This window comes from Bradyrhizobium sp. USDA 3364 (assembly GCF_054056355.1).
This window is the reverse complement of record NZ_JBSRYG010000002.1, coordinates 6,377,619-6,396,297: the sequence shown is the minus strand read 5'-3', so window position 1 is coordinate 6,396,297 and position 18,679 is coordinate 6,377,619. Positions and strand designations below refer to the sequence as shown.

General features: G+C 64.1%; 15 protein-coding genes. All 15 read right to left on the bottom strand.

The annotated features are described in order from the left end of the window. Window positions 1-155: 155 nt before the first annotated feature. The 15 genes from ACVILL_RS29795 to ACVILL_RS29725 all read right to left on the bottom strand — a co-directional run bounded on the left by ACVILL_RS29795 (window position 156) and on the right by ACVILL_RS29725 (window position 17,907). Entirely contained in the window at window positions 156-845 is a 690-nt protein-coding gene (locus tag ACVILL_RS29795) for a hypothetical protein (RefSeq protein ID WP_456732322.1), read from the bottom strand. 132 nt (window positions 846-977) lie between these two features. After that, window positions 978-1,445 (bottom strand): hypothetical protein, encoded by a 468-nt coding sequence (locus ACVILL_RS29790; protein ID WP_456732321.1) that lies wholly within the window; start codon window positions 1,443-1,445, stop codon window positions 978-980. Between the two features lie 2 nt (window positions 1,446-1,447). Then, the gene (locus ACVILL_RS29785; RefSeq protein WP_456732320.1) at window positions 1,448-1,831 is read right to left on the bottom strand and encodes a hypothetical protein; all 384 of its coding nucleotides are present in this window, start codon (window positions 1,829-1,831) and stop codon (window positions 1,448-1,450) included. Between the two features lie 33 nt (window positions 1,832-1,864). Next, the gene (locus ACVILL_RS29780; RefSeq protein ID WP_456732319.1) at window positions 1,865-2,149 is read right to left on the bottom strand and encodes a hypothetical protein; all 285 of its coding nucleotides are present in this window, start codon (window positions 2,147-2,149) and stop codon (window positions 1,865-1,867) included. Next, window positions 2,146-2,958, bottom strand: a complete 813-nt coding sequence (locus ACVILL_RS29775; protein ID WP_456732318.1) for a hypothetical protein — start codon at window positions 2,956-2,958, stop codon at window positions 2,146-2,148. Before ACVILL_RS29775 ends, ACVILL_RS29780 begins: the two co-directional genes overlap by 4 nt. Then, on the bottom strand, window positions 2,936-3,238 hold the full coding sequence (locus tag ACVILL_RS29770; protein WP_456732317.1) for a hypothetical protein: 303 nt from the start codon (window positions 3,236-3,238) through the stop codon (window positions 2,936-2,938). Before ACVILL_RS29770 ends, ACVILL_RS29775 begins: the two co-directional genes overlap by 23 nt. 59 nt (window positions 3,239-3,297) lie before the next feature. Next, window positions 3,298-3,903 (bottom strand): phage tail tip lysozyme, encoded by a 606-nt coding sequence (locus tag ACVILL_RS29765; RefSeq protein WP_456734396.1) that lies wholly within the window; start codon window positions 3,901-3,903, stop codon window positions 3,298-3,300. 1,192 nt (window positions 3,904-5,095) lie between these two features. After that, complete coding sequence (locus ACVILL_RS29760) at window positions 5,096-6,151, bottom strand: hypothetical protein (protein WP_456732316.1); 1,056 nt, start codon at window positions 6,149-6,151, stop codon at window positions 5,096-5,098. Continuing rightward, a complete protein-coding gene (locus ACVILL_RS29755; RefSeq protein ID WP_456732315.1) occupies window positions 6,148-6,483 on the bottom strand; it encodes a hypothetical protein in 336 nt (111 codons plus the stop codon). Before ACVILL_RS29755 ends, ACVILL_RS29760 begins: the two co-directional genes overlap by 4 nt. A 141-nt stretch (window positions 6,484-6,624) precedes the next feature. After that, window positions 6,625-7,434 (bottom strand): hypothetical protein, encoded by an 810-nt coding sequence (locus tag ACVILL_RS29750; protein WP_456732314.1) that lies wholly within the window; start codon window positions 7,432-7,434, stop codon window positions 6,625-6,627. A gap of 124 nt (window positions 7,435-7,558) precedes the next feature. Then, the gene (locus ACVILL_RS29745) at window positions 7,559-8,302 is read right to left on the bottom strand and encodes a hypothetical protein (protein WP_456732313.1); all 744 of its coding nucleotides are present in this window, start codon (window positions 8,300-8,302) and stop codon (window positions 7,559-7,561) included. A gap of 18 nt (window positions 8,303-8,320) precedes the next feature. Beyond that, window positions 8,321-11,845, bottom strand: coding sequence for a TM0106 family RecB-like putative nuclease (locus tag ACVILL_RS29740; protein WP_456732312.1), 3,525 nt, complete (start codon window positions 11,843-11,845; stop codon window positions 8,321-8,323). Window positions 11,846-11,904: 59 nt separating this feature from the next. Then, on the bottom strand, window positions 11,905-15,087 hold the full coding sequence (locus ACVILL_RS29735; RefSeq protein ID WP_456732311.1) for a type I restriction endonuclease subunit R: 3,183 nt from the start codon (window positions 15,085-15,087) through the stop codon (window positions 11,905-11,907). Next, window positions 15,084-16,331, bottom strand: a complete 1,248-nt coding sequence (locus ACVILL_RS29730) for a restriction endonuclease subunit S (RefSeq protein WP_456732310.1) — start codon at window positions 16,329-16,331, stop codon at window positions 15,084-15,086. Before ACVILL_RS29730 ends, ACVILL_RS29735 begins: the two co-directional genes overlap by 4 nt. Then, the gene (locus ACVILL_RS29725; RefSeq protein WP_456732309.1) at window positions 16,321-17,907 is read right to left on the bottom strand and encodes an N-6 DNA methylase; all 1,587 of its coding nucleotides are present in this window, start codon (window positions 17,905-17,907) and stop codon (window positions 16,321-16,323) included. Before ACVILL_RS29725 ends, ACVILL_RS29730 begins: the two co-directional genes overlap by 11 nt. Between the last annotated feature and the right edge of the window lie 772 nt (window positions 17,908-18,679).

The following is an 18,679-nucleotide window of genomic DNA, read 5'->3' as shown; positions in this document are numbered from 1 at the left end:
ATGCTGGCTAGGAAAGAAGGCTATGGGCGCACGGCGACTTCTGGGGCTTCCGCGCGAGGCCAGCAGTCGTCTTGTCGATCGCTGGACCCCTACCCCTAACCCGCGCGCCCGAGTCTGCAGCCGCTTGGGCCTGGGCCTATCAATCAAGCCAGCACTTAGGATTTTGGATTGCAGTACGGGAGATCGTTCTCACTGGGAGCGAAACGGTATCGCTGTTTTCCGCGCTGTGCATCAGCAATGATGACCGCCTGGCCGCGATGCAGATCGCGCTCTCGGCAAGCGGGAACGGCAGTTGAATCCAGTTCGGTGATGGCCGCCGTTAGCGACGTCCATCTAGCGTTCTCAGCGCCCGTCTCGCCGGCAATGCAGAGCAGCCCAAGTCCTGCCGATACGAGCATGCCAATGGCCTGAGGTTCTTTCGTGCTACATGAGAAAAGCAAATAACCTGAAGCCACCAGTCCGACAGCTGCCGTCGAATAATCGAGCCAGGTCCACGGCACAAAACGGTGCCCCAGCACGACGAGAGAGAGTAGTGCCGCGCTGACACACGAGCCCGCAACGATGGACCAACGTCGGACAGACGGATTCCGCCGGACGATCCAGAACACGACGGCGCCAGCGATCAGGCCATTTAGCAACAGTGCAGGTAACCACTCCAGAAGGCTTAGCAGGTAGTCGCTCACGTGCATTTTCGCGATGACGACCTTGGATGACGAATCCAAGGTGCGGGCAAACATGAACATGTAAGCGAAGCCCAGGGCGATGGCGAAGTTACTCGCGGCAAGCGAACACACTGCAACTTGTCGGAGGGCGCGCGCCGTTTTTCTGCTGGTCATCGACATCATCCCCGCTCCCTTTCGCTCTTCAAATATGCAGAGAATGGGGCGAATCGAAGGATGAAAATCAGCGAACCTGGTGAGCGAATCCAGGCTTTCGAACCAGGCCGCGCGCTGCCCTATGCGGCGTAGACGCTGCCCTCAGCCCTTCGCGCGGATGCGTTCCAGCAGCGCCACAGCCTCGGTGCCACTGATCTTGCCGGCGACCACCGCCGCATCCACGGCAGTTGCAAGCTGCTCGGGGCTCAGGCTCGCAAGCGCTGCCTGGCGCACCTTTGCGTCGTCGGGCTTCTTCGCCACGTGCGCCGCCCCGGCAACTGCTCGCAGCTTGGCGTCGTCTGACGCTTGGCGCTGTTCGGCCGACTGCGACTTCACCAGAAGCGTTGTGGGCGCTTTTGGGGACTTCACGCTGCTGCGCCCTTGGCGAGGCGCCGATCGCGCGGCCTGCGAGGCGCTGTCGGGCCGCGCAGGCGGCATCTCGCCACGCGCGCGCCGGCCGATGACGTCGAGCATCTCGCACACGACTGCGTCGCCCCGGTGCTCCGTCCCGTGGGCAGCATCGAGCACCATGGCCTTGGCAAGACGTTCCCCGTAGGTAGTTCGCGCCATGGTCACTGCTCCAAGCCCAGCTTGCGCAGGCAGGCGACCGCATCCGCTCCGCTGATCTTGCCGAGCCGCACCATGTGGTCGACGGCCGCGCGCTGCTGGTCGGGGCTCATGCCTGCCAGCGTCGCCGACATCGCATCGCCCGCGACCGGCGTCTTGCCGTCATCGTCAAGCCCGAGTGCCTTCAGTCCGGCCACGGCTGCCGTGCCGCTCAGCCGGCCGCTGCGAACGGCGTCGTCGATGGCGCCCTTGAGCAGCAGTCCAAGCGCCGGCCCGGCGATCTGCTTCGGTTTCTTGGCGCCGGCGCCGGACTTCACCAGCAGCGGCGGCTTGGGCTCGTCCAGCGCCTTCAGCTCGGCGAGCAGTTGGCTAAAAGTCTTGTCGGCCATGTTGGCTCCTTCGAAGAAAAAAACCGGCACAGATCACTGGGCCGGCGAAGCCTCGGCGTGGGTGGGTACCGAGGACGGAGTGTTCTGTTCATGCCGCAGGCTCACCGCCGCAGCCATCACCGCGATCGCCGCGGCCGCTTGCAGGGGATCGCCTGCTGCGCGCACCAAGCTCTGGATCTCCTCCGGCGTGGCGCCGGCGTCCCTCAGCATGCGCTCGACCACCAAATGCATGCGGCGCTCGGTAGAAGGCCGGCCAGCCGGGTTGGCCCGGTTGCCAGGCGCGAACTTGCCGCGGGCGGTATGGTTGGCAGACTTCACGCCAGCGTCCCCAGGGTCACCTTGCGCAGGTCTTCACCGGCGACGTAGTACGACGGAAGGTTCTTGTTCCCCACCGTGAAGACGCCGCGGCGCAGTTCGCGCACAGCATCCACAAGGTGTTGCTCCAGCAGGCGAGCGCGGTCGGCAATGGCGTGCAGCGCGGCTTCGACCTGCGCGGCCTTGAGCTTCTGCTCGGCGGCTGCCAGGCGTTGGCGCAGCGCGGAAACGGGCTGCTCAAGCGCATGCACGCGTTGGCGCGCCGCTGCTGCCAAGCTGTCGAGGTCATCGGCGTCGGCCGTCAGGAGGGTCAGCGTGGCGGCGTCGTCGGGCTGCTCATGGCCGGCAAGGCGACGACTGCGGATGGCTGCGGCCTCATGGCGCTTCGAGTCGGCACGCTTCACCAGCGCGTCGACCTCGTTGCGGACCTTCTGACGCTGCGGTGCGCCGCGTTCGATCTCGAGGCGCAGGCGCGCGCAATCGGCGGCCGCTTCGGCAACAAGCGGATGTTGCGATGGTTCAGGCGCCTCGACACCGGCGGGCAGCTGCACACGCGCCACGGCGGCGGCCACCGCGCTCGTGGCCTGCTCGGCGGCCACATTGGCGGCCTGATCCGCTTCGGCAGTCTCAGCAGACTGGCGATCGCGCTCCACAGCAGCGACGGCATCCTGATGCGCCTGGCGCTGGCGGCGAACCTCGTCGAGAGCTTGGCGCGCGGCAGTGGTGTCCTCGCCAGCGGCGAGCGCGTCGGCGAGACGGTCGGAAGCGGCCTGCTCGCGGGCCTGAAGTTCAATGAGTACGGCTTGCGTCACGGTGGATGTCCTCGCTGGGTCCGGTCAGGTAGAAAAAAATGGTCGCCAGATAGCCGCCGTCGAAATCGATCAGCGCTTGGAGCGCGACCTTGAGCTCAGCCAGCGTCTGGGTCGTGTCCAGGCCAGCGTTTGCAGCCATGGCGTTGCGCTCGGCAGCCTCGTTGGCCTCGGCTTGGAGCTTCATGCCCATGGACAGGGCTTGGCGCGCGCCGTCGTTGCGGGTGATGGCCTCGCGCAGTGGCGCGAAGGCGGCGTGGTGGTGATCCAGTGGAGTGCTCATGGCCGCCAGTCTGTTGTCACGACCGACGGTTTGAGCCGTTTAATCGTGCGCCGCGCTCATCACATTCCCGCAGGCTGCGGCTTCGCTACGCGCCCTGCGGCCTGCACCTGCGTTTGTGCGAGCTGCTGGCCGCGCTGATCTTTCAGCACGAACTCACCAGGGGCCATCTCGACGACGACGCGCTGCTCACCAGGGCGACCTTCAGCGCCCGTGTCGGGAAGCGGCGTGCGGTAGTAGTTCTCGGCCATGGCGCCACGCAACGCCGCTTCGCGGTCGGCGTTCGCGGGAATCTCGTAACGCCTGCTGACGAGGGCCGCAGCCTCCCGCGCAGACGTCGTTTGCTTCAGGAGCGCACCAACTTTCCCTTTCTTCCCCTTTGTCAGCTCGTAATCGACGAAGCCCAGCTGTTCCTGGAAAGAGGCGACGCCGATGTCCTTACCAGACCAAGCTTTGAAGTCGGCTTGGCGATCCGGATGCCACTGCGCGATGCCGCGGGCTTTGCCGCTGTCGCCGACCGCGCGCGGGTCGAAGGTGCTGCTCTCGCGTGCGAGATTTGCGACGAGGCCCGCCGCCTGTTCGCGTGAGTAGCCTTTGGACATGAAGAACTGCATGGCCTCTTGAGCGCGCGCATTGACAGCCCCCGCAGGTGAGCCGCCGCCGACCATCTGCTCCAGCTGCTGGGCTGTTGGCTTCGAACCGGCGCCGGAAGCAACCTGGCCGAGGCTCTTTACCTCCTCGGTACCCTTGCGACGCGCAGCTTCCTGCTCGTTCATGGCCTTGATGTTCTTCTGCAGGGCCGCAGTCTCTTCGCCGATCGCCTTCTCCCGCTCGTCCTGGAGTTGCAGTACGCGTTTGCGAGAGGCCTCTTCTTGGCGCGCCAGCTGGTCGGACAGGGCCTGCACCTTCGCTTGACCCGCCGCGCGCTTCTCCGGATCGGCATAGTCGCGCTTCAATTCCGCGAGCGCCGCATCGCGCTGCGCACGGATAGCGGAGGGCCTGCTTGCCTCGTCTTTGATCTGCTGCTCGAAGTCGGCCTTGATGCCGCGCTTCCGGTCATCGGAGTCGGCGGTCATCATGGCTTCCTGGATCTGCCGGCTGCTCATCGCGCCCTTGCCGCCGGCGAGGTACATGATGCCGGCCCGCGCACCCTCCATCGCGGGCACCAGCCGGTCGGCCAGCGTGCTCTTGATGTTTTCGAGAGCGGCCTTGCTGTCCCGCGCAATTGATCCCTGCGTCTGCTCCTGGCCTTCCGTGGCCGCCTGGCGCATGCGCTTGTCCTTGTCGGACTCACTCAGCGACGAGTCGCCCTCGATCTGCGCCATGCGCGAGATACCTGTGGCGTTCACGTCCTTCACATCGATTCCCAGGCGGTCGAGCCGGCGGCCCATGCCGCCCAGCTGCGCCGGGTTCACGGTGGCGATCGCCATGGCCTGGCTGTTGTTGATGCCATAGAGGTTCGCCATGGCGTTCGCCATGAGCTTGCGGGCCTGCGGGCCGCCGCCGTAGGCCTTCTCGAACTGCCGCTGGATGCGCTCGAAGTTGGTGCTGTCGTCATTGGCTGCATCGGGCGTGCCGAGGCCGTATTTGCTGGCGTAGCGCGAATAGGCCGAGCCGGCGCCGAACGTGCGGCGGCCGGTGCCGAACAGGCCTTGCTCGCGCAGCACAGTGACATCCATGGGATCCATGCCGCGCCCGCCGAGCGCCGAGTACAGGAAATTCTGGCCGGCCTCGCCGGCGGACCCGCCGCCGGAGATCGAGGCGTTCATGCGCGCGAGCAGCGCGGCCGAGCTCGCCACGTCCATGCCAGGCAGCTTAGTGCCCACCATGCCGGTCAGCATCGACGTGTAGGCTTCGACGTTAGCGGTGTTCATGCCCGCGCGCGTCTGCGATGCGGTGTGGCCGGCGATCGCCTCGAGCACCTCGTCGGCCTTGGTGAACGCGTCGGACTTCGCGATCCCCTCGCCGATCAGCATCGCCAGGCGCCGCGCCTGCTGATCGTTGTTGGTGGCGCCCATCATGCGCAGCGTGCCGAACGCGCCGACTGCCTGGGACGGGGTCCACGCCGAAGCTGCGGCCGAAGCCGCCCGCGGTCGTGACTTCGTCGCCGACGCCGCGCCAGTTCTTGTTCGAGATGCCGGCATTGCGGATGTACTCGCTCACGAGGCCCTGGCCTTCTTCGAAGGTGGTACCCATCCGCCCAGACGCTCCACGGATCGCCGCCTTCAGCGCGCCGAAGCCGACACCCGCATCACCGAGCAGCCGCTTGATCCGATCGTGCCGGATGTTCTCGTCCTCAACCTTGCCGACTTGGTCGACGACTGCGCCAACCACCTTCGAGATCGCCAGCGCAGCCAGACCGCCGCCAAGGCCAGCAAGGCCCGCACCGATGCCTCCGCCCATGCCGGCCGACAGCGCGTTGTTGGCGACCCGGCCGGCCGGGCCCAGCGCATTGAGGCCGGCACCGACTGCCTGGCGCGCGACGCCGCCGAGGGCACCGCCCGTACCAGACGCACCGCCGCCGGGATGGGCACCGGCGCCACTGCTACCGCCGCCAGATGGCATTGCGCCAAAGCGCGCGCCGCCGACGTGCTCGAAGGCCTGTTGCATGCGGTAGCCGCGCTGCAGCTCACCGGGGTACAACTTCGACCAATCGAGCTGGAAGAAGCCCGCCCCCTGCTGGCCGGTCGCGTTGACGCGCGAGCGCAGATCACCCGAAACTTTCAGCAGGGACCGATAGGTCGCCTCAAGCTTCTTCATGTCCTCCAGAGTGGACTTGCTGATCGGGGTGAACTTGACCCGGTTGGCCTGCGCGATCGTGGCGCCCAGGCGGTTGAACTCCTGCGTGAACTGCTGGAGCGCCTGGGTGACGTCGCCCTTGTCGAACTGGGCCTCGACTGGAATCTTGATGGTCATGACGCAGTCCCCAGCCGGCGAGCACTGCGGCGACGCTGGCGAGCGTCACCGCTACCGATGTGACGCTCCCCGGCCTGGACCACGGCGAGCGCCTCGTCGACGAGGCGTTCCAGGCGGGCATGCTTGCGCGCACTCAGGGGGGCCGGTGCGGCGACATCGAGCACGTGCTCCAGCGTGCGGCCGGGCGACTCGTCGCGCTCAGCAGCAAGCGTGCGCAGCTTGGTGGCGGCCTCCTTCGTGGTGGTGATCTGCAGACTCGTGCGCCCCGTTTCGTCCAGGCGCTCGCGATAGCGGGCCTGGCGCTCAGGGCTGGACTTGGTGACGGTGGGCATGCGGCCTCCGGGTGCGTAACGGGTTACGCAATCGTCGTGTCACGACACAACCAGCGGCGCATGAATCGTTTGATTGCCAGGACCGGATGATCAACCTTGGCCGGTGGTCGACGCGGCGCCTCTGCAATTGCGAGACCGCAGTCACCCGCGACCCTTTCCGTGAGTCAGATCGTGCGTCTGAAAGCGGTTAGATAAATCCCATCCTTTGGGGATACGGGTGCGATCGCAAAGCATACAGCGGCAGGGCCGGATGCTTTTCGTCCTGTTCTTGGACAAGAAATCGCGCACCGCCCCAGTCGCGCTGCCTGACGGGTGAGGAAGTGCCACAACCCGTGCTTGGTCGATGCCCGCAGCTTTGGCTGCGTGGCGGACAATCCTTGGGCCTTTTTGACCGAGCGCCACGATGTCGGCATCGGCTGGTACGCTGGCAAGCTCCTCGGCGAGAGAGGTTTCCACGTACTTCCTAAGTTCCGGGTGTTCGAGAGAGTCGATTTGGTTGTTGAACAGCTCGCCCTTGATGAAGGTTGGATATCGGATGGTTGACGTGAAGTGCACCTTAGACGCCTCTTTGGTCCAAAGATCGTCGATGTCCTCGATGCCAGCGCGTTCGGCCAAGCCACCATGTTCCAATATCGACTTCAAATTCGGTTCGATTACGTCGCCGCGGAACGATGCCTCGACCTTTATTCTTTCAAGGTCTGTCTGCGGATTTTCTCCTTTGGCGACGGCAATCCGCACTGCTTTGTAGCTGCGCCGCGCTTGGTTGGGTCCCGGTGTTACTCCAACGATAACGATCCGGGCGTCCCGGTTTACGAAGTCAAACGGAGCCCAAAGAATCTCGATGCCATGAGCATCGCGGACCCCACGCGACGGATAGAGACGGAGCTCATTGGGCTTGTTCAGCTCTCTTTCCAAATCATCGTCGGAGAGTGCCAGCAAGGTGTTCATCATCTCATTGTTCCAAGATCGGATCACACACAGAACGGCCCAGCTTAGAACCCTTTCTCTGTGGCTAAATGCACCGGCAAGTCGGACGAAATGAAACTCGGAGTTGCTTCTGCCCGGATCTAATTCTTCAGGTTTGAGAGTATGCCTTCAGCTCTTCTATCGTCTGCGGCAGCCTCGGCTTGGCGATTTTGCTTTTGATAGAGACTGCATAGTAGCGAGTGGCGTGTCCATGCTGTCCGTAAACGAAGCCGCCATTGCCATCCGGTTCAAGCTCCTGAGGGGTGTAGCCTTCGTTTTCCGCCTGCAGGCTATGAAGACGGAAACTGTAATTGGGGTGGGCCTTGCCGTGATCTGCAAGCCCTTCATCAATGACTTTCATCGTTTCAGCAATTGCCGTTTTGAAGTGCGCTTCTTCGTAACGGCCCTTAGAGCCTGCGATATGCACCTGGAACACGGCTGCTCCCCACACACGGCTTGCGTACTCTGGCTTAAGCGCGTCAATCGTATCAGTGATTTTGAAGAGGTCTGCAGCAATCCCTCGCACGGTCTTTACGCCAATTTTGACCTCTATCATCGCAAGCGGCACGAAATGGCTGAACAGCACAGCGACGTCGGTACGCTTCGAGCCGAACCTTTTGACTGGCTGCCCCGACCTTCGGACGGTCATACCATTCGCAAAATGGCGGTTCAGGTATTCAACCTCGACCTGATAATTTTGCTCGATCAGCTCTCTCGCAATATCAGACGTCAGCATGTACTCGGTAGTGACTGGCCCCCCATGATAGTCGGTGATATGAGCAATCAGATCGATGGATCGTTTCACCCCGCTCTTTAGCAAGGAAAGCAACTCGGCTTCAGCAAATTCCTGCATTAAGGACCAGGCTCCGCTTTATCGCTCATGAATTGCATAAGTAACCTTCACTGCCATCTCCTCAAATCGGCAGAACCCACTCGCCCACCCCATCTGTTCCGGCGTGCGGCAATCAGGTTCGAAGAGTCGTGGGCTCGCAACGACAATCACTGTGCTGCACGCCCGGCTGGTGGCCACATTGAATCTGTGCGGGTCATATAGGAACGCCATGCCGCGCGGCGCGTCTTCGGGTGAGGAACTGGTGCACGAATAGATCACCACGGGCGCTTCCTGACCCTGGAACTTGTCGACGGTGCCGACGCGGACCACGTCGACGTCGGCCAGAGCACGCCTTAGCGCGCTAACCTGGGAGTTGTAGGGCGCGACGACGAGGATGTCCTTCGGCTCCAACGGGCGGGTCTCTCCGTCGGCGTTTGTCCACGTGGTGCCGGGCTGCAACAACGAACGAGCAATAGCGACGACGGCATCAACCTCTTCGAGGGCCCGGGCTTGGTTGCCCTGGTGGTCCACTTCCACCAGGAAGAGCCCAGCACCGACGAACGGCGTGGCGCCCTCGATGCGCTGGCGCTCCAAGCCAGGATTCGACTGCAACCGACCCTCATAGTACGCCTCGGATGTGAACGTGCAAACTTCGGGGTGCAGCCGATACGTCCGGTCGAGGAACAGGCCTTGCTCAGCGCGCAGCGTCGCCTGCGCCGGACCCAGCAGGTGCACGAGCGCGGCAACGTTGGCGCCATCCTCGTGCGCGCCACGCGTGGGCTGTTCAAGCTGCTGCGGGTCGCCGAGCAGCACCAAGTTGCGGGCCGCGCGTGCGGCGGCCAGCGCCTGTGCTAGAGCCATCTGTCCAGCCTCGTCGATGACGAGCACGTCGAGGCGGCCGATGGCATCAGGATGGGCCCAGAGCCACGCGGTGCCACCTACGATGGTGCCAGGGGCAATGCGGTCGAGCGCCTCGCCTGGCGACTTGGCGAATTCAATGCCGTCCACGCCATCATGCTCATCATCCTTGTGCACCAGGTGCAGATGCTGGGGGCGGCTCGACGCGTTGTCGGCCTTGCGCACAGCGACCAGCAGGTTGTCGATGACCTTGTGGCTGACTGCTGTGATGCCAATCTTCTTGCCTGCCGCGGCGAGCGCCAAGATGGCCTTGGCACCTTGCGTCGTCTTGCCGGCTCCGGGCGGGCCTTGTACGGGCAGCACGCCGCCGTCAAGTTCGGTACACAGGCGCACAAGGGCTTGGCCGGCGTCCTCATCGGCACGGCGCAGCGCTTCGCAGACGCCGGTGGCACGGCGCGGCGGAAGCGCACGCAGGAGCTCACTCGGCGCGGCGTAGGGACTGTCGTGGTCAAACCCGTTGTCGCGGACATGTTCGGCGAAGGCGAGCAATGCTTCCTCGAGCGACTTGGCGCCGACCACGGGATCTTTGAAGACCGCGGTGGGAAGGGATTGCATGGCCTTCTCGCTGATGCTCAACACGACGGTTCGGTCATCGAGATCGAGCGCTTCCACTGCGGCCTTAATCGTGCCCGGTTCCTGGCCCGGATCTGCGGAGACCGGCCACACGGCGCTGTCACCGACGTCGACAGCCGTTTCTTGGGTCGGAAAACGAAATCGGCATCGCGCGTTCCGCTCGCGTCCCTGCTTGGGAAGCCGTTCGACGAACTCGAGCCCGGCGAGCATCTGGCGTTCGTCGAGGTGCTCGTCGCCCGGCAAATCGCGGAGGCGGAAAAACTCCCACCAGGCGTTCTTTTCCTCCTGCCGGTAGTAGCCGAGCATCGCAGCGAGCAGTGCCCGAGCCCTTTCGTCCGCCGTCCACGTCTCGGGGTCCGCAGGCAGGCCTTGCCGCAGCGCCTCCCGAAGCGCCTCGATGCGCTGATCGCGCGCGCTGACCTCCTCACTTGGCGCCAGCACGCCGGGCACCGGGCGGGCGATGCTTTGGCCGCGCGCGACGATTTCGTCGCGCTGGCGCTCGAGCCAGCCGCGCAGCGATTCAGTTGAGAGGCAGTCGTCGCCGTTGTACACGGCGACACGCTCACGGATCTCCTCAGCAATGGCATGGACGTCGCCCAGTTCGAGTGCCAGTTCGAGGTCGCGCCGCGCAAGGGCGGCGTCGCGCAGGTCGAGCCGTCGCTGGAACCCATGCAAAGCTTCTAGCTCCTTGAGACCATAGCACTCCACGCCGATGCGAAACGCCTCGCGCACCACGGCATGCAAGTCCACGAAGCGCCGACCGCGCAGCAGTTGGTCTAGCTCAGGGCCGCGCGTGGCATGACGTGCCGACAGCCGTTTGAGGGCAGCAGGCTCGTAGGCGCCGAAGTGGTAGACATGGGCACCCGGGTGCTGCTGCACGCGAGCCAGCGCAAAGTCGATGAAGGCCTCCAAGGCGGCCTTCTCCTCACCAGCATCCAGCGCCCAGCGTTGGTTGAACTCGACCTCTCCGCTCTCGCTCTTGATGCTCACGCCGGTGAGGTACTCCAGCCCGTGCGGGGCAACGAATGGGTCGCCCTCGAAGTCGAGGAAGATGTCGCCGGCCGAAGGCTCCGGCAGACGTGCAAGCCCGCGGCCGGGTTCAAGCGCGAGTGCCTCGATCTGCGGCATGTCGGCACCACGGCTCGCCACCTGCAGTCGCGCCTGCTGTCCCAGCCGCCGGTAGGTGTCCTCAGCGCCTCGCTTAGGCTTGTCGGGGAGTCGGCCTTCGCGTTGGCCGATGGCCGCAACCGTAGGAAGTCCTTGCTGCTGAAACTCGCGCACGTGAGCTCCGCTGATGGCGGCGATCAGCGAAGGGTGATCGTCCGCCCTCCTCTGTCGGTCGCAATGGCGCCAGTAGATGCAGATGTCGCAGTGCGCCACGGGATGCGGATAGGTGCTCGGTGGCGGCGTCGCGGTGACTGCGGCTAGCAAGCGGGCACGCACGAGCCGGTAGTACGCAGCGAACTTCCCCGTGCGATAGGTTTCCTGCTCGAGCGGCGTGATGACGTGGATGTGATCAGGCGCCACGCCCTGCATCGGCTGCAGCAATTCGGCATAGGTGCACAGTTGCAGGATCGTGCCGGGCTTGGTCTCGAGCGAAAGCTTGGTGTCGCCGGGCTCGTAGGCGTAGCCGGGCAGCGACGAAGTCGTGGTATCGACGCGCAGCAGCACGTCGGCGATGCCGCTGAACACGTCGTTGCCCAACGTAGCTTGCACGATGGCGTCGAAGCCGGCCTCCATCGCTCGGCGGGTCGCGGCGGGGTCACGCTGATCACGCAAGTCGCAGATCGAGCGGCCCGCGCGCCGCAGCGTCTCGACGTAGGCCGCTTCGTGCTGGCGGCCACGCTCGCGCAACGCGTCGAGCCGGGAGTCAGGGCTGAAGTCGATCTGCAGCAGCCCTTCACGCCGCTGGCGCTCGAGTTGCGTGAGGTGAGGACAAGCGAGATGGGCCGCGAGCTGAGTCGGAGTGAGGTGCCCTGGTGGGCCGAGAATCGACCTATCGCGGGTGACGAAGTCGCCGTCTTGCGAGTGTTGTCCCTCTGCTGACTCCTGAACATCCCGCGTCTCTGCCATAGGTCCCCCAGTCTTGTTTCACGGCGGGCGGCGGGCCAAACCAAGCCCAGTTGCTGGAATCACGCCGCAACCCACGCCGCCGACAGCGCCTCCGCCTGCTTCAGCACCGTCTCCGTTGCCTCTTCCTGCCGGTCCGGTGGGTACTTGTAGCGGCGCAGCAGGGTCTTCACCATCACGCGCAGCTTCGCGCGCACGGTGTCGCGCTTGGCCCAGTCGACCGTGACTGACTTACGTAGGCTCAGCGTCAGCTCTACCGCAATCTTCTTCAGCGTGGCGTCACCAAGTTCGCGCACGGCCGCCTCGTTCGTGGTCAGCGCGTCGTAAAAAGCCATCTCGTCGCCATTGAGACCAAGTTGCTCGCCGCGCTGGGTGGCCGCTTGAAACTTCTTGGCCATCTCGATCAGCTCTTCGATGACCTGCGCTGTTTCGACGGCGCGGTTGCGGTAACGCGTCAGGCTCTGCTGCAGCAATTCGGAGAACTTCGCGCTCTGCACGACGTTGGTCTTGAAGCGCGACTTGATTTCACCTTTCAGCAACCGCTCCAGCAACTCGACGGCAAGGTTGCGCTCCTTCATATGGCGGACGTCCTCCAGGAACTCGTCCGACAGCACACCGATGTCCGGGCGCTTCAGGCCGGCGGCAGAGAAGATGTCCACGACCTCATCGCTGACCACCGCGCGACTGATGATTTGCCGCAGCGCGTGTTCCTTCTGTTCGTCGGTCAGCTTTTTGTCCGTGCCTCCATGCTTGGTCAGTGCCGCCTTTACCGCCTGCAGAAAAGCCAGTTCGTCGCGGTAGTCCAAGGCTTCGTCCAGCGTGCAACAGAGCGCGAATGCCTTGCTCGCAGCAAGCACCGCATCGGCGAAGCGCTTCTTGCCGTCCTCTAGGCCGAGCACGTGGTTGGCAACCGCCGGAAGAAGCTGCCAGGCCTTGCTGCGGAAGTCGCCATAGTCCACGCCGTGCAGCATGTCGTGCAGCACATCCATCTGCTCCTGCAGCACGGTCAGGGCCTCGTGCGCATCGATGGTAGGCCTGCCGCGCCCATGGGCCTGGGTGTAGTCGGCAAGTGCCGCCTTCAACTCGTTGGCGATCCCAATGTAGTCCACCACCAGACCGCCCGGCTTGTCCTTGAAGACGCGATTCACCCGCGCGATGGCCTGCATCAGGTTGTGGCCGCGCATGGGCTTGTCGGCGTACATCGTATGCAGGCAGGGAGCGTCGAAGCCGGTGAGCCACATGTCGCGCACGATGACCAGCTTGAACGGGTCGGCCGGGTTCTTGAAGCGCGTCTCCAGCTGCTTGCGCACCTCTTTGGGATAGATGTGCGGCTTGAGCAGGGCCTTGTCGGAGGCCGAGCCGGTCATGACTACCTTGATGGCGCCTTGCATGGGGTCATCGCTGTGCCAGGCCGGCCTCAGCGCGACGATGGCATTGTAGAGGTGCACGCAGACGTCGCGGCTCATCGCTACCACCATTGCCTTGCCGTCCATGGCCGAGAGCCGGCTCTCGAAGTGAGCCACGATATCAGCTGCCACCTTTTGGATCCGCGGGGGTGCGCCAACCAATTGCTCCAAGGCTGCCCAGCGACGCAGCTTTGCCACCTTGGCCGCGTCGCCCTCTTCGTCTTCGGTCAGCTCGTCCACCTCGTTGTCGAGTTGGCTGACGTCGGCCGCTTTCAGATCCAGCTTGGCCAGGCGGCCTTCGTAGTAGATGGGAACGGTGGCCCCATCCTTCACAGCCTGCTCGATGTCATAGATGTGGACGTAGTCGCCGAACACGGCGCGCGTGTCGCGATCGTCCAGCGACACGGGCGTGCCGGTGAAGGCAACGAAGGTTGCACCAGGCAGCGCGTCGCGCAGATATTGGGCATAGCCGTATCGCACCGCGCTGGCCGTGCCAGCAGGCGGTGCGGTGGTTGAGGTCTTGCCCTTCACCGCCATCCGCATCGAGGCACCGCTCGAGGAGGGGCCGCCAGCCAGCCGCGCGTCGAAGCCATATTGGCTGCGGTGAGCCTCATCGCAGATGACGACGATGTTGCTGCGGTCGGAGAGCACGGGGAACGTGTCTTCGTCCTCGCCCGGCGTGAACTTCTGGATCGTGGTGAAAATGATGCCGCCTGAGGGGCGATTGGTCAGCAGCCGACGCAGCTCGGGCCGTGTATCGGCCTGCACCGGGTTCTCGCGCAACATCTCGCTTGCGCCGGCGAAGACACCGAAGAGCTGGTTGTCGAGATCGTTGCGATCGGTCACCACCACCAGAGTCGGATTGCCCATGTCTGGGTGCGCCATCAGGGCACCGGCCAGACAGGTCATCTCGATGCTCTTCCCGGCGCCCTGCGTGTGCCATACCACCCCACCCTTGCGCGAGCCGCCAGGGACTGAGGCCCTGAGCACGCTCTGCACAACGGCGCGCACGGCGTGAAACTGATGATAGCCCGCAACCTTCTTGACCAGCAGCCCATCGTCCTCGAAGAGGATGAAGTGGCGCAGGTACTCCAGCAGCAACTCGCGCTGGCACAGGCCCAGCACCAACGTCTCCAGCTCGCGCATCGCGCCCAGCGGGTCGGTGGCTAAGCCGTCAATGGTGCGCCAGGCGATGAAGCGCTCGCGGTCGCTGGTGAGCGAGCCCATGCGCGCCTGGATGCCGTCGCTGATGACCTGCAGCGCGTTGGCGTTGAATAGATCGGGGATGTCTTGCTGGTAGGCCTGGAGCTGATTCCACGCCGCCCAGATGTCGGCATCCTCGTCACCGGGGTTCTTCAGCTCGACGACGACCAACGGTAGCCCATTAACGAACAGCACCACGTCGGGTCGGCGCGTCAGCTTCGGGCCCTGCACGCTGAACTGGTTGACGGCCAGCCAATCGTTGGCGGCCACATCAGTGAAGTCGACGAGGCGCACGCGGTCGCCGCGCGTCTCGCCATCCTTCTGAAACTCGACTGGCACTCCGTCGACCAGCCAGCGGTAGAGATGACGGTTGGCGTTGACCAGACCGGGGACGTTTAGATTCAGGACGCGACGCAGCGCGTCGTCTCGGGCACCAGCGGGGATGTGAGGGTTGAGACGAGCGATGGCATCTTGCAGCCGCGGGGCCAGCACCACCTCGCGGTAGGTGGCGCGTTCGGTGCCCGGGGTCTTGGCGTCAGGTGGGGAGATGTCGGGACCGTGTGCAGTGGACCAGCCCAAGTCAGCCAGCCACTCGAGCATCGCCCGTTCGACATCGTCCTCGCTGATGCCGCTCATTCAGCCGCCTCTTCAAGTCGGGCTTCGGCCTTAGGCAGGCGAAGCTTGCCGGAGATGAGGCGGGGGAGCAGGGTGTCGCGCAATTCAGAGAGCCCGCCGACATGTTGTTCGTTGGCTCGCACACGCATGAGTAGAGTGGATGCCACCTGGGTATAGGACGATACGACTGCCGACGGAGGTATCACTGCAGGCTGAGCATGCACGTGGTTGCGGTTGAGTGTCGGAACTGCCGAACCTGCGTTAAGGCGCTTCAAGTTCAGCGTCTTCAAGAACTGGTAAGCAAATGCAGGCGTAGCAACTTTGAACTGCTTAACCCAAAGCGACGTATTGAGCGGCCAGAAGTTCTCGTGGACGAAGTAGACATTGCCGATGACACCACTACGTCCCGTGGTCACGCCAGGCCCTTCGACCATCGCCTCGTGATGGCTGCCATTTGGCCCGCTAGCAGCGAGGACTGGAAATGACCCCTCAGTTCGTTGCAAGGCGGGTAGGTCAAATCCACGCTGCAAGACCAGGAGGTCATCAACCTTCCCAACTCTCCACCCCTTGGGAATCAACCCCAACGCCGATTCCTCGAATTCGTTAGGGAACAGCGCCGCCGTGGTGGCGGTCATGCCCTCGGGCTCGCGGCCCTCAGCCTTGGCGCGCACCGGGTCGAAGTCGATGAACCAGCTCTTGAACAGGGCCTGGGCGATGGATTCGAGGGTGGCGTTGGTTTGGCGCAGGAGGTCGATGCGGCGGTCTAGCGCATCGAGCGTGTCGCAGATTTGGTCCTGTTCATCAAGCGGCGGAACGAGAACTTCAAAATTCGGAATGTCGCGACACTTCAAGCTGTCGAAGACTGCGCCGACGTTTATGTATTTGCGGACTTGCTCCCACCACTCATCGCCGCGCACCAGCCACCGAAGAAACCGTGGGCGAATACGCTTGCCGTCTGCTCTAAGGACGACGAGGTTTTGGCCAATAGCGCATTGAAGGTATTGTGGGACAACCGCGCTGACGCCCGAGTTACATCGACGGACCACGATAACGTCGTGTTCCTGGGGGAGGAGCTTCTTTGTCCAGTCGATAAAGTGCTCTGGCGAAATGCGACGCACACCGGACAGGTCGATGTGCCCGTCTTTTAGTTGTGGAATGGCGATGTATGGATAGCCGCTTTCCACTGCGGGTGGCGTTCTGTGGTCACAGTCGATGAGCCGAATACCGGCCTGGACGAGCGTCAACGTCTCCCATTCAGACGGCATATCCCATCCCCCCGAGCCTCTCTCGAATCAACGCATCGAGTTCCGCCCCCTTAGCCATCTGTTCTGCGAGTTGCACAGCCAGCCGCTCCATCTTTTCGCTGAACGCCTCCTCATCGTCCTCGCCGGCCTCCGCGCCCACATAGCGCCCTGGCGTCAGCACGTGGCTATGCTCGGCAATCTCGGCCAACGTCACGGCGCGGCAGAAGCCGGGTACGTCGACGTAGGGTTCGTCAGCGCCGTCCTCGCCATCGGCGCGCCAGCGATGCACGGTGGCTGAGATGCGCGCCACGTCCTCGTCGTCGAATACCCGGTTAACACGCGTCGCCAAGCGACCGAGTTTGCGCGCATCGATGAACAGCACCTCGCCGCGCCGGTCGCGCCCCTTCTTGCCGCCGGGCACCGCGGCGCCGCTCTTGTCCTTGGACAAGAACCACAGGCAGGCCGGAATCTGCGTGTTGAAGAAGAGTTGAGGCGGCAGCGCCACCATCACGTCCACCACGTCGGCATCGACCATGGCCTTGCGGATGGCGCCTTCGTTGTTCTGGTTGGAACTCATGCTGCCGTTGGCCAGCACCACGCCGGCTTGGCCGCGCGGGCTGAGGTGGTGCAGGATGTGCTGCAGCCAGCCATAGTTAGCATTGCCAGCCGGCGGCGCGCCGTGGACCCAACGCCTGTCATCCGCCAGCCGCTCGCCGCCCCAGTCGCTGATGTTGAAGGGTGGATTGGCCATCACGTAGTCGGCGCGCAGGTCGGGATGCTGGTTGCGGTGGAAAGTATCGGCCGGCTCCTTGCCCAGATCGGCCGCGAAGCCTCGGATAGCAAGGTTCATCGCCACCAGCCGCCAGGTTGTCGGGTTCGCCTCCTGGCCGTAGATGCTGATGTCATCAGCCTTGCCGCCGTGCGCCTCGATGAACTTCTCGCTCTGCACGAACATGCCGCCCGACCCGCAGCAGGGGTCGTAGACGCGGCCCTGGTGCGGTGCGAGCACCTCGACCAGCACCTTGACCACCGACGCCGGTGTGTAGAACTGGCCGCCCTTCTTGCCCTCGGCGCTGGCGAATTGGCCAAGAAAGTATTCATAGACCTCACCGAGCAGGTCCTTGGCGTGGTGCCCCTCGCCGAAGCCGATGGTGGAGATCAGGTCCACCAACTCGCCAAGCCTGCCCGGCTCCAGCTGCGTGCGGCCGAAGCGCTTGTCGAGGATGCCTTTGAGCCGCGGGTTGTCAGCCTCAATCGCCTCGAGTGCCGCGTCGATGCGCACGCCGATGTCGGCCTGTTTGGCTTGGTCGCGAATCGCCTCCCAGCGCGCCTGAGCTGGCACCCAGAAAACGTTGGCCATCGTGTAGTAGTCGCGCTCCTCCAACGCGTCAGCGTGGTCCGCCGCGTCGGGCAGGTAGAGGTCACTGCCCTCTTCCGCGAATGCAGCCTGAAGCTGGGCTCGGCGCTCGTCGAAGGCGTCGCTGATGTACTTGAGGAAGATGAGGCCGAGTACGATGTGCTTGTACTCGGCGGCGTCCATGCTGGAGCGCAGCTTGTCAGCGGCCGCCCATAGGGTTTTCTTGAGATCTTGGTTCATTTACACATTTGCCACAGCTATCCCCAGGGCGATCCCCCGTACCTTCGTAGCCGTGGAAGCTCCTCCGCACTACCCCAAATAAAGTCTACTTTATCGCGAGCCTGCGTCTGCGAAAGCCTGTTAGTTGTGGAGCAGCACAGCAATTTTTCAGCAGCAGCCGCGCTCTTCTAGCGCGTCGAGCACCCCTTGGACCGGGTGTGTGAGCATTGCTTGCAGGATGAGCGCGCTGGCCTAGGCGTCTTACTCATTCCGCAGGTTCGCCGCGCTGGCCCTGCACGCGCTCGGGTTCGCCTGCGCATGATGCTGGTGAAGGGGCACGCGGAGCGCCGCGCCGCAGCATCAACACCGGCACGCGCGAGACCCGATGCACCACACCGTCGACCGAGAGCTGTTGGAAGGGCCGGATAAACCCGGCCCGCCACCCTGCGTTGTGCTGGCGCCCCGCACTTCCCCTGCCCCACGATAATCCGTATATGCACTTGTCGAGCGCCAAGAGAATCCAACGTGGACGGCGGGCGCCGCGGTAACGACAGACGCACATGGCGCGAATGCCTAAGACCCCATCCCAGCCCAAGGGAAAGAAAGCCAGCACCAAAGAGCCCGTAGCGCGGGGGACCAGGCGCGCACGCAAGCCTCGCCGTGTAGATGACCCGCCCGCCGTCGCCAGTCCGGCCGCAGCTGGGCCCGCCGGCGCTCTGCTGGAGGGTCACGTCGGCGCGCAATACCTTCTACCACTGCTGTCGGGTGGTGAGGCGCGCGGACTTCCAGGCGT